8 protein-coding genes are annotated in these 12,094 nt (G+C 71.1%); 3 read left to right on the forward strand and 5 right to left on the reverse strand.

Features of this window, described 5'->3' with window-relative positions; genetic code table 11:
• Window positions 1–2: 2 nt before the first annotated feature.
• From ACIP4Z_RS10390 to ACIP4Z_RS10400, 3 genes are read right to left on the reverse strand one after another with little or no spacing between them, the layout of a single operon-like run.
• Window positions 3–671, reverse strand: coding sequence for an ABC transporter permease (locus ACIP4Z_RS10390; protein WP_355344351.1), 669 nt, complete (start codon window positions 669–671; stop codon window positions 3–5).
• Entirely contained in the window at window positions 668–1,405 is a 738-nt protein-coding gene (locus ACIP4Z_RS10395; protein WP_355344354.1) for an ABC transporter permease, read from the reverse strand. The genes ACIP4Z_RS10390 and ACIP4Z_RS10395 overlap by 4 nt, the downstream gene beginning before the upstream one ends.
• The gene (locus ACIP4Z_RS10400; protein ID WP_355344357.1) at window positions 1,402–2,631 is read right to left on the reverse strand and encodes an ABC transporter ATP-binding protein; all 1,230 of its coding nucleotides are present in this window, start codon (window positions 2,629–2,631) and stop codon (window positions 1,402–1,404) included. Before ACIP4Z_RS10400 ends, ACIP4Z_RS10395 begins: the two co-directional genes overlap by 4 nt.
• Before the next feature lie 287 nt (window positions 2,632–2,918).
• Here ACIP4Z_RS10400 and ACIP4Z_RS10405 point away from each other — a divergent pair, with 287 nt between their 5' ends.
• Window positions 2,919–4,412 carry a glycoside hydrolase family 76 protein gene (locus ACIP4Z_RS10405; protein ID WP_401306594.1) on the forward strand — a complete coding sequence of 498 codons (1,494 nt, stop codon included), beginning with the start codon at window positions 2,919–2,921 and terminating at the stop codon, window positions 4,410–4,412.
• A gap of 124 nt (window positions 4,413–4,536) precedes the next feature.
• Here ACIP4Z_RS10405 and ACIP4Z_RS10410 read toward each other — a convergent pair whose 3' ends face one another.
• Window positions 4,537–7,956: a glycoside hydrolase family 3 C-terminal domain-containing protein gene (locus ACIP4Z_RS10410; protein ID WP_401306397.1), complete on the reverse strand. Its 3,420-nt coding sequence runs from the start codon at window positions 7,954–7,956 to the stop codon at window positions 4,537–4,539.
• A 327-nt stretch (window positions 7,957–8,283) separates the two neighbouring features.
• Between ACIP4Z_RS10410 and ACIP4Z_RS10415 the strand changes: the two genes are divergently transcribed.
• Complete coding sequence (locus ACIP4Z_RS10415) at window positions 8,284–9,024, forward strand: type 1 glutamine amidotransferase (protein WP_355344363.1); 741 nt, start codon at window positions 8,284–8,286, stop codon at window positions 9,022–9,024.
• A 118-nt stretch (window positions 9,025–9,142) separates the two neighbouring features.
• Here the strand turns inward: ACIP4Z_RS10415 and ACIP4Z_RS10420 are convergent, their stop codons facing one another.
• Entirely contained in the window at window positions 9,143–9,415 is a 273-nt protein-coding gene (locus ACIP4Z_RS10420) for a LuxR C-terminal-related transcriptional regulator (protein WP_355344366.1), read from the reverse strand.
• A 693-nt stretch (window positions 9,416–10,108) separates the two neighbouring features.
• Between ACIP4Z_RS10420 and ACIP4Z_RS10425 the strand changes: the two genes are divergently transcribed.
• Window positions 10,109–11,974: a M1 family aminopeptidase gene (locus tag ACIP4Z_RS10425; RefSeq protein WP_401306402.1), complete on the forward strand. Its 1,866-nt coding sequence runs from the start codon at window positions 10,109–10,111 to the stop codon at window positions 11,972–11,974.
• Window positions 11,975–12,094 lie beyond the last annotated feature (120 nt).

The raw sequence follows: 12,094 nt of genomic DNA on the forward strand, positions 1-12,094 counted from the left end.
GGTCAGCCGCCGCGGCGCACTCCCGGGGACACCACGAGCCGGTTGACCAGCCAGAACAGGCCGATCGTGGTGAGGGCGAGGCCCGCCACGAGGGTCGCCCCGCCGACGACCTTCTCGTAGTTGCGCTGGTAGAGGCCGTCGATGATGTAGCGGCCGACACCGCCGAAGCTGACGTACGCGGCGATCGACGCGGTGGAGACCACCTGGATCGCCGCGGAGCGCAGGCCGCTGAGGATCAGCGGGAGCGCGACCGGCAGTTCGACCTGGAAGAGCACGCTCGTGGTGCTCATGCCCATGCCGCGGGCCGCGTCGACCGGCGAGGGGTCGACGGTGCGCACGGCCTCGTAGGTGGTGACCAGGATCGGCGGCACCGCGAGCGCGACCAGCGGGATCATCACCGGGGTCAGGCCGATGCCGACCCAGACGGTGATCAGCACCAGCAGGCCGAAGCTCGGCAGCGCCCGCGCGGCGGTCGCGATGGCCGCCAGCGCGTTCCCGCCGCGTCCGGTGTGGCCGGTGAACATGCCGATCGGCAGTCCGATGGCGGCGGCGATGGCGAGGGCCATGAGGCTGTACTGGACGTGCTCGAACAGCCGGTGCGGGATGCCGTCGGCGCCGTGCCAGTGCGAGCCGTCGCTGAAGAAGGCGTTGACGAAGTGCAGGACGTTCATCGGGCGGCGTCCTTCAGGGTGGGCGCGGTGGGCGCGGGTCGTGAGGCGGGCTCCGCCGGTTCCGACAGCGGTACGCCCTTGCGCCTGGCCTGTCCGCCGCGCGGCATCCACGGCGTGAGCAGCATGCGGATCAGGACGAGTACGCCGTCGACCGCCATGCCCAGTACGGCGATGGAGACCACGGAGGTCACCACCAGCGGTGTGCGGTGGTAGAACATGCCGTCGGTGAGCAGATTGCCGAGCGCTCCCTGGTTGCCGATCAGGGCGCCGACGCTGACCAGGCTGATGCTGGACACGGCCGCGACCCGCAGCCCGGCGAAGATCGCGGGCACCGCGATGGGCAACTGCACCTGGAGATAACGGCGTCCGGGGCCGAGGCCCATGGCGGTCGCGGCGGCCATCGTCTCCTCGGGCACCGACCGGACGCCGTCCACGATCGCCGGGACCAGCAGCACGAGGCTGTAGACGGTCAGCGGGATCATCACGGTGGTCTCGGTCGCGCCGGTGTAGTCGATGAGGACGACGAAGAAGGCGAGCGACGGGATCGCGTACAGCACGGTCGTGACCCACAGCACGGGCGAGTAGATCCACTTGAAGCGGACGCAGAGCTGGGCGACCGGCAGCGCGATGAGCGTGCCGAAGAGCACCGGGAGCAGCGCCTCGCGCAAGTGCAGGCCGATCAGGCCGAGATAGGAGTGCTGGAGGTCGCTGGGGATGGTGAAGTACTCGCTCATCGGGCGGCCTTGGCAGCGGTCTCCGGGTCGGCGTCGGCCGGGTCCGCGGCCTTCGCGCCGGACCCGCCGTGCCCGCCGGACGCGGCGGTCTTCGCGGCGCCCCTGCCCGCGCCGCGTTCCGCGTGGGCGCCGCGGATGGCCTCGGCGATCGTCGTCTGCGAGGTGACGCCGACCACCCGCCCGGTGTCGTCCACGGCGACCGCCCAGCCGGTGGGCGAGAGCACCGCGCAGTCCAGCGCGTCGCGCAGCGACTCCTCGCCGAAGACGAACGGGCGCCCGTGCGGCAGCAGATCGGCGCGGTCCAGCCGGTCGGCGCCCTTGGCCGCGGCGGCGGGCTCGGTCCAGCCGATCGGCCTGCCGTCGGTGTCGGTGACCAGGAGGTACGGGGCGTCGGACGCCGCGGTGCGCTCGGCGACCTGGGCGGAGCTCGAGTCGACGGCGATGATCGGCGCGGTGGTGAGTTCGAGTCCCGCCGAGGTGAAGAAGGACAGCCGGCGGATGCCGCGGTCGGTGCCGAGGAAGTCCTCGACGAACGCGTCGGCGGGGGCGGTCAGCAGCTCGTCCGGCGGCGCGTACTGGGCGAGTTTCCCGCCGGTCCGCAGCACCGCGACCATGTCGCCGAGCTTGATGGCCTCGTCGATGTCGTGCGTGACGAAGACGATGGTTTTGCCCAACTCGGCCTGGATACGCAGCAGTTCGGCCTGGAGCCCCTTGCGGACGATCGGGTCGACCGCGGAGAAGGGCTCGTCCATCAGCAGGACGGGCGGGTCGGCGGCCAGCGCCCTGGCCACGCCGACGCGCTGCTGCTGGCCGCCGGAGAGCTGGTACGGGTAGCGCTTGGCCATCGAGGCGTCCAGGCCGACGCGTTCCATCAGGTCCCTGGCGCGCTTCCTGGCCCGGTTGCGGTCCCAGCCCAGCATGCGCGGCACGGTCGCGATGTTGTCCACGATGGTGCGGTGCTGGAAGAGTCCGGCGTTCTGGATCACGTAACCCATCGACCGGCGCAGCGCGTTGACCGGCTGCGCGTGGATGTCGGCGCCGTCCAGCAGGATCCGGCCACCGCTGGGCTCGACCATCCGGTTGATCATCCGCAAGGTGGTGGTCTTGCCGCAGCCGGAGGGTCCGACCAGTACGGTGATCGAGCCGTCGGGTATGTCAAGGGAGAGTTCGTCGACCGCCACAGTGCCGTCGGGGTATCGCTTGGTCACCGAATCTATCTGTATCAAGTTCCTGATCCCCTTCGGGGCTGGGCTTGGGGGGACTGTTTCCGGCCGTCGCGCGGAAAGCCTATCCCGCACATGTGTCCGTTCCGGGGAACATCCGTCCCATGGGACGCAGGGCGGCCATCTTGACATGGGCAGGACATAGGGGTGTTCTGGTCTCGACCACGGCCCGGAGGACGGCACTTGGCCGGACCCCGCGGCCCGGCCCGGTCCCCGGTCCCGGTCACCCCCCACCATCCGTCGCACAGGCGGCGTCCGAGCCGCCGGGAAGCGGAGCCATGCCCGCACACATGCCCGCGCACCTGTCCGCTCACCACGCGGTCCCCCACCGTCCGTCGCGCGTGCGTTCCTCGCGCGTCCTCGTCCTCGTGCTGTCCTGCCTGCTGCTGAGTCTGGTCCCCACGACCTTCAGGGCACAGGCCGCGACAGCGATCTGCAACACGTACTGCGACGCGCGCGATCCGGCCGCCGCGCCCTCGGAGCGCGTGCCCGTCAGCGCCTCGATCTACTCCCGCAGCATTCAACTTCATGTGGATGACAACGATGCCATGGGCTGGGCGTCCATCGGCAACGGCAGTCCGGGCGACGAGGTCTGGCTCGACCGGTCCTTCGACGGCGGCGCCACCTGGACGAACGGCAGCAAGCTCGGCGACACCGTCACGCCCGCGGCCAACAGCGGCTGGCGCACGCTGATGTACAACGTGGACGACTGGAACACCAACGGGGTCGGCGCGCTGCGCGCCTGCGGCAAGGCGGGCGACCGGCCCGAGATCGCCTGCACCCAGTGGGCCAGGTCCAACTGGAACGCCTGGAGCCAGAGCACGGCCGCCGCCACCGCGCTGATGATGAAGTGGGACCGCGGCACCGGGCTGTTCGGCGGCAACGGCTGGTGGACCGCGGCCAACGCGCTCACCTCGGTGATCGACAACATCCGCACCAGCGGCATGCCCAGCTACGGCTACGCGGTCTCGCGCACCTACGACCTCAACGTCAACGCGCGCGAGGGCCAGTTCAGGAACGACTACCTGGACGACACCGGCTGGTGGGGCCTGGCCTGGGTCGACGCGTACGACCTGACCGGCGACAGCCGCTACCTGAACACCGCCCGCGCCGACGCCGACCACATGTTCGGCTACTGGACGAGCAAGTGCGGCGGCGGAGTGCAGTGGAACGAGACGAACGCGTACAAGAACGCCATCACCAACGAGCTGTACCTCCAGCTCAACGCCGCGCTCCACAACCGGATCTCCGGTGACAGCGTCTATCTCGGGCGGGCGCGGAGCGAGTGGAGCTGGTTCCAGAGCAGCGGGATGATCAACTCCTCGCACCTGGTCAACGACGGGCTCAACGACTCCTGCGTCAACAACGGCCAGCCGACGTGGACGTACAACCAGGGCGTGATCCTCGGCGGTCTGAGCGAGCTGTACAAGGCGACCGGCGACAGCGGGCTGCTGACCACCGCGCGCATCCTCGGCAACGCCTCGACCACGTCCACCGCGGTCAACTCCGGCGGGGTGCTGCGCGAGCCGGGCGAGGGCGACTCGTGCGACAACGACGGCGCGTCGTTCAAGGGCGCGTACGTCCGGGGGCTGCGCGACCTCAACAAGCAGCTCTCCGACCGCCCGTACAGCGGCTATCTGCGCACGCAGGCGAACGCGGCGCACGCCAACGACCGCAACGCGCTGGACGTGTACGGGCCGCACTGGAACGGGCCGCTGGCCGGGACGGGTTACGGCTGCCAGCAGAGCGCGCTGGACGCGCTGAACGCGTCCGAGGCGAGCTGACGTCTCCGCCGTGAGCGTCACACGCCGCCGCCCGCCCCGGAGTCCGGGACGGGCGGCGGCTCTCTGTGCGCGGGTCTCGGCCTCGGATTCGGCCTCGGATTCGGCCTCGGCCTCGGTATCGGCCTCAGCCGACCGACAGGGCGAACACGTGGAAGCCGCTGTCGTTCGGCAGCGTCACCGTGGCGACCGTCTTGGCCGGGTCGAGCGCGCCGCCCGTGGTGTACAGGCTGACGGCGTGGTCGCCGAGCGTGTCACCGGGCGGGCGGTTCCAGTTGGCCGTGGTGACCGCCAACTGGCTGTTGCCGCTGGCCGCGTTGCTGTACCAGTCGGGCAGGACGACCGCGAGGTCCGCGCTCGTGCCGTCGGTGTAGGTCACCTTGAGCGTCCCGGCGTGCGTGGAGCTGATGCCCGTGCCGAGCAGGCCCAGGCGGGTGCCCTGGCCCCGCAACCGGATCACCTGCCCGGCCGCCGCCACGTTGTCGGGCTGGCCCGGCTGCGTGTCCGGCCAGGTGTACGGCAGTCCGCCCGCGGTCACCGTGGCGCCCGGCGTGTAGCCGACCGCCGCCAGTTGGGTGGCGGAGAAGCTGTAACCGGCCGGGTCGAGGGTGCCGGTACTCGGATCGCTGTCGGCGCTGATCCCCTTGTTGTTGTACGCGGCGGCCGTCGTCGCGTACGGGACGGTGGTCGCGGCGTCCGCGGTCCTGCTCTGCCTGCCGCTGAGGTCGTACGTCGCCTTACCCGTCAGCGTGGCCGCGCCCGGCACCGCGTTCGCGGGCGCCGTGACGACCCAGGTGGCGCTCACCGAGGAGTGCGGCGCGACCGTACGGCCGACGGCCTTGCCGGGTGCGGGCGTCGCCGTCCAGCCGGCCGGGACCTTCAGGCTCAGCGCGAGGTCGCGCACGGTCGAGTCGCCGGTGTTGGTGAAGGTCTGCTTCACCGGGTACGAGGCACCGGCGTCGGCGGTGGCGGGCACGGCGAGCGCGGTGTACTGCGCGCCGACCGTCCTGCTCACCGTCACCGCGGACGTCAGCGGGGTGTCGGCGGACGACTGGCCGACGTACAGCGGGTAACGGCCCTTGAGGACCGTCCAGTCGTGCGCGTCGGCGTCCCACGTCCGGAACGCGTCGGCGGACAGGGTCAGCCGTACGGTCTTCGTCCGGCCCGGCTTGAGCTGGACCTTGGCGAAGGTCTTCAGGGCTTTCGGCGGCTCGCCGGACCCGGCCGGGTAGCCGATGTAGAGCTGCACCACGTCGGTGCCGGTGCGGCGGCCGGTGTTGGTGACGTCCACCGAGACCCGGACCGGCTGGGTGCCGCGGGCGGTGGCCTCGACCCGGTCGTGGTCGACCGTGAGGCGGGACTGCTTGAAGGTGGTGTACGACAGGCCGTATCCGAACGGGAAGAGCGGGGTCTGGCCCTGCTGGTCGTACCAGCGGTAGCCGACGTCCAGGCGTTCGCTGTAGTCGTACACGCCGTTGACCGCGGGGTAGCGGCCTGGCGCGGCGGCGACGGCGGTCTGCGTGTCGGACTTCGGGAAGCTGACGGGCAGCCGGCCGCCGGGCTCGGCGTCGCCGGTGAGCAGCGCGGCCAGCGCGTTGCCGTCCTCCTGGCCCGGGTACCACATGTCGAGCACGGCGGGGACGTCGGCGAGCCACGGCATGAGCACCGGCGCCCCGGCCCTGACGACCACGACGGTACGGGGGTTGGCGGCGGCGACCGCGCGGATCAGGTCGTCCTCGTTGCCGGGGAGCGCCAGCGTCGTACGGTCGGAGCCCTCACTGGAGGAGTCGCCGACCACGACGACGGCCGCGTCGGCCTTGGCGGCGGCGTCGGCCGCGGCCTGGATGGTCGGGTCGGGCAGTCCTGCCCCCGACCAGCCGATGGTCACCGAGGCGTTCTGGGCGCTGTCGTAGTACTCCACGCGCAGGCTGTGCGGCTCGCCCGCGGTGAGCTGGACGGGCGCGCTCTTGACCGTACTGGCCGCGTGGTCGGACCAGTTGTCGACGATGAGCTGTCCGTCGAGGTAGATCCGGCTGCCGTCGTCGCTGGTCGCGGAGAAGGTGTACGCGGCCGTGGCGGGCGCGGTGACCGTGCCGGTCCAGCGGGCGGAGAAGTTGTCGACGGGGATGCCGTCGGCCGGGGAGCCGAGGACCCAGTCGAAGTCGATGTCCGGGTCGTCGCGGGTGACCGCGGGCGTCCCGGAGAGCGTCTTGTTCGCGAAGTACTCGCCCTTGAGGCCGGTGAGCGCGGAGGCCGGGATCGCCGGGAAGCCGCCGGCGCCGCCCGCCTTCACCGAGGTGACGTCGACTCCGCTGCCCAGCCTGGCCTTCAGCCCCGAGACCGGGTCGACCTTCTTGTACGGGGTGACCGCGGAGCTGCCTCCGCCGCCGGTGACCGCGGTCTCGGCGTTCGGGCCGATGACGGCCAGGGACTTCAGCTTCCTGGTGTCCAGCGGCAGGGTGCTGCCGCTGTTCTTCAGCAGGACGCTGCCGTCCTCGGCCGCCTTGCGCGCGAAGGCGCTGTCGGCCTCGTAGTCGACGGTGGTGGGGGTCTTGGCCTCGAACTGCCCGGTGCGGAACTCCAGTCGCAGGATGCGGCGGGCCGCGTCGTCCAGGACGGACTGCGGCACCTGGCCGGCCGCGACGGCCGCCGGGAGCTGCTGGAAGTAGGTGGTGCCGCTGAACTCCTGGTCGAGACCGGCCAGCGCGGAGGCCACGGTGCTGTGGTTGGCCGGGTAGTCGGTGTCGACGACGCCGTCGTACTTCCAGGTGTCGATCAGGATGTCGCGCAGGATCTGCGCGTTCTCGCAGGCGTAGGTGCCGTTGACCTTGTTGTAGGCGCACATCAGGGACCAGACGTGGGCGTCCTTGACGGCCTTCTCGAAGGCGGGCAGGTAGATCTCGTGCAGCGTGCGCTCGTCGATGTTCGAGCTGGTCGTCGTGCGGCCGTTCTCCTGGTTGTTGCCCGCGTAGTGCTTGACCTGCGCGGCGACGCCCTGCTTCTGGATGCCGTCGATCTCGGACGCGCCGATGTCACCGGCCAGCGCCGGGTCCTCGCCGAAGGTCTCGAAGTCGCGCCCGCCGAGCGGGGTGCGCACGATGTTCACCATGGGGCCGTAGATGACCTGGTAGCCGCGGGACTTGGCCTCCGAGCCCATCACCGTGCCGTACCGCCTGGCGAGTTCGGTGTCGAAGGACGCGGCCAGCGAGACCGGGGACGGCAGCGCGGTGGCGGGCTGCCCGTCGCGTACGCCGCCGGGGCCGTCGGTGAACTGCGTGCCGGGGATGCCGAGGCGGTCGATGCCCGGTATGTAGCCGGTGGCGTGCGACCCGCTCGGCACCCCCACCGCCGTCATGAGCGTGGCCTTCTCGGTGTTGGTCATCTGCCCGAGCAGCAGGTCGATCCGTTTCTCCAGCGGGAGCCGGGAGTTGAGCCAGGGTCGCTGCCCGGCTCCGGCGGGCCCGGTGCTGCCGGACGCGGGTCCTGCCAGCGCCAGCGGTACGGCGAGGGCGGTGACAGCGGCTGCTGCGACCGCGAGACGAGCCATGCGCATACGTTCTCCAAAGGGGCGTCATTGCCGGCGAATTCAGGAGGTGAACGCAAACGCCTCGAAGTCTGCGCTCACCCAGGAAGAGCGTCAAGAACATGAACACGACACGCTGTTCTGAACGCGCCGACCCTTCGGGTCCCGGCGTCCGTCCCGGTTCCGGCGGCCGGGACGGGGGCGGGGCGGTGGCGGGGCCTTCCCTGGCGGCGGGGCCTTCCTTGGGGGCAGGGCCTTCCGCGGCGGCGCGGTCTTCCACGGCGGCGGGGCCTTCCGCGGTGGCGGGGGTCACAGGGGGCAGGGTGGCTCCGGAGCGGGGCGCGGGGGATCATGGGTGCGGACGACGGGCGGGCGAGCGGAGGTACGGGCGTGACGGCGGCGTTGGTGGTGCAGCACGGGGCATCCGGAGGGCCCGGCCGATGGGAGGGCTGGCTCGGCGAGGGCGGCGTCGGCGTGGACGTGGTCGCCGCGTACGACGGCGAGAAGGTGCCCGAGCGGCTGGGGCGGCGCCCCCTGATCGTGCTCGGCGGCGGCTATCTGCCCGACGACGACGAGCGGGCCCCGTGGCTGGCGGCCACGCGCGAGCTGGTGCGGCAGGCGCTGGAGGCCGGCACACCGGTGTTCGGGATCTGCCTCGGCGGCCAGATGCTGGCACAGGTCGCGGGCGGCGCGGTGCGCGGCGAGCACGGGCGGCCCGAATTCGGCAGCACGACCTTGACGCTGCGTCAGGAGGCGGCGGACGACCCGCTGTTCGCCGGGCTGCCCGAGCATCCCACCGCGATCGAGAACCATGTGGACGCCATCGTCGAACTCCCCGACGGCGCGCGGTGGCTGGCCGAGAGCGAGCGCTGCCCGTACCAGGCGTTCCGGGTCGGAGAGAACGCCTGGGGCGTCCAGTTCCACCCGGAGACCACGGCGGACCGCATCCGCGGGTGGAACGTCGAACGCCTGCGGCGGCACGGCGTGGACCGCGACGAGCTGCACCGCGCCGCCGTGCGGGACGACGCGGCCGCGGCCGACGTATGGCGTCAGGTGGCGTTGCGCTTCGCCGCCGTCGCGTCGGCGGCGTGATCACCTCGCGCGGGTGAGCGCGGGGGAACGCGGTCACGCCGCGTACCGCACGACGGCCCCTGTGCCGTGCCGGGCGGCGGGCCTTGCCGCGGGGCGCTTCACAGGGTCCGTGCGGATGTCACTCCACGCGGCGTAGATCCTCGGCCCACTCCAGCGACACGAGCACCGTCTCGACCCTGGAGCGCAGCCCCAGCTTCCGGGTGATGCTCGTCAGATGCGCCTTCACGGTGCGCTCGGCGATACCGAGCCGGGAGGCGAGTGCCCTGTTGCCCTCGCCGAAGCCCATGACGCTCAGTACCTCGCGCTCGCGGGGGGTGAGGGTGCTGAGCGCCGAGCGCTCCAGCGGCGCGAGACCCGCGCCGCCACCCCGTCCCCTGTCGAACCGACTCAATCCTTGACGGTCAGTAAGAAGCTTGTCCCCGTACACGCTACTCCCCAACTCCCAATGAAGACCTTCAACGCAGAAGGTGCCGAATGGGCTGAACACGCCAATCGCCCGACCGAATTTGACCGTTCATATCTTCACTCCCTTCGCCGGGCTTCATGAGCTCGCGGTGATCGGCCGGATATTGACGCTCCGCCCACTCCCCGACAGTAAACAACGGGGGCTGCCCGCCGCCCGGTTCAGGCGAGGCAATCACGTGACCTACGCCACATACGTGACACCCCGATCCAGGTTTAGCAGCGGCGATGCGTCAACTCCCCAGGCCAGAGGGGCAGTTGTATGACATGGTTGAAAGCCGGTCGCAATTCGCGCGGGAGCGCTCCCGCTTCTCATTGACGCTCCGTCAGCCCGGTGGAGGCGCGTGCCGGCGGCACATGTCCGGTCATTCGACACGCGGGCATTCGGCACCCGCGAATCGGCGCCGCGCGCGCTCATACGATTGCGCGTGGCACCGAAGCCGCTCCGAGGCCGCTTCGATGTCGCTTCGAAGCCGCGCGCATAGGGATATCCCTACGGATTTCCGGCGGGCCTTACTTCCTGTGAGCGCACTGTGCAGACTCCCACCCGGGGTGCCACCCACGCCACCCGCCTTCCGACCCTCCGCCGTCGGCTCATCCGCCTACCCCACAAGAGGATCCGATGAGAAACAGACTTCTGTCCCTGGTCGCCGCCGCGGGCGTCCTCGTCGCGGGCGGCGCGGTCGCCGCGGCGCCCGCGCAGGCCGCACCACCCCCACGGACCGCCCCCCACGCCGCCCCGGCCGCCTGCACCCCCACCCAGGTGATCGCCAACGGCGGTTTCGAGTCCGGCAGTTCACCCTGGACGAGCTCCACCGGAGTGATCACCACCGGCGGCGGGCAGAGCGCGCACGCGGGCACCCAGTTCGCCTGGCTGAACGGGTACGGCTCCACGCACACCGAGAGCCTGTCGCAGGCCGTCACGATCCCCGCCGGGTGCTCGGCCGCCAGCCTGACCTTCTGGCTGCACATCGACACCGCGGAGACCACGACCACCACCGCCTACGACAAGCTGACCGCGAAGATCGGCAGCACCACGCTGGCGACGTACTCCAACCTCGACGCGGCCACCGGCTATGTGCAGCGGACCGTCGACGTGTCCGCGTTCGTCGGGCAGAGCGTCACCCTGGCCTTCACCGGCACCGAGGACTCCGGCCTCCAGACCAGCTTCGTCCTGGACGACATCGCGCTGAACACCTCGGGCGACACCACACCGCCCCCGGCGGCCGACGCGACCCGTACGCCCGCGGCGCCCGCGTACACCGTCAGCCTGACCAGCGACACGACCGGCGGCACCTGGAACGGCCACGAGAGCGTGAACTTCACCAACGCCTCGGCCACGCCGCTCACCGAGGTGTACCTGCGGCTGTGGGACAACTACCACGGCAGTTGCCCGACGACGCCGATCACCGTCACCAACGTGACCGGCGGCACCGCGTCCGCCCTGACGGTCAACTGCACCGCGCTGAAGGTGACGTTGCCCGCGGCGCTGGCCCAGGGGCAGAGCGGCACGGTCGGGTTCGACCTGAAGATCGTGGTGCCCAGCGGGGCCGACCGGTTCGGCAAGGACGGCTCCTTCAGCTTCATCGGCAACGCGCTGCCGGTGCTGGCGATCCGGGACGCGGCGGGCTGGCACCTCGACCCGTACACCAACAACGGTGAGGCGTTCTACTCGCTGGCCGCCGACTTCTCGGTGACGCTCGACCACCCGACGGGCATCTCCGTCCCGGCGACCGGCACCTCGGTGGACACCCCCGGCGCCTCCGGCCGCACCGTCACCAAGGCGACGGCGAGCAAGGTCCGCGACTTCGCCTGGGCCGCGGGCCCGTTCAGCAAGGTCTCCGGTACGTCGCCGGGCGGCGTGAAGGTCAACGTGTACGCGGTGAGCGGCATCAGCACCGCCAACTCCAACTCCATGCTGACCGTTTCGGAGAACGCGGTGGACGCGCACGCGGGCCGCTTCGGCGCCTACCCGTACAGCGAGATCGACGCGGTGCTGGACAACAACTTCTGGTTCGGCGGGATGGAGTACCCGGGCTTCGTGCTCGACCTGGTCGACACCACCGCGCTGACCCACGAGATCGGGCACCAGTGGTGGTACGGGATCGTCGGCGACGACGAGTACAACAGCCCGTGGCTGGACGAGTCGTTCGCGGACTACTCCACCGACCTGGCGCTCGGCAAGACCGGCGCGAGCTGCTGGAACAGCGTCTCCTGGGCGTCCTCCGCCGAGAAGATCACCAACTCGATGGCGTACTGGGACGCGCACTCCTCGCGCTACGGCACGGTCGTCTACAACTACGGCAAGTGCGCCCTGCACGACCTGCGGCGCCTCATCGGTGACACCGCGATGACCCAACTCCTGCGCGGCTACGCGCAGTCGCACTGGTACGGCGTCTCCACCACCGCGGAGTTCAAGGCCGCGGCCCAGGCGGCGACCACGGTCGACCTGACGTCCTTCTGGACGCAGCACCGGATCGACGGCTAGGGCCTGTCCGGCGGATCGACGGCCAGGGCCGCGCCACGGGCCCCGGGCCGCCGGCCCTCAAGGCCGAGGGGCCGGGTCCGGGTCCAGGCCCGGCCGGGACCCGGCCCCTCACTTCTCGCC

The organism is Streptomyces sp. NPDC088910, from assembly GCF_044749865.1.
In the GTDB taxonomy this organism is placed as follows: Bacteria; Actinomycetota; Actinomycetes; order Streptomycetales; family Streptomycetaceae; genus Actinacidiphila.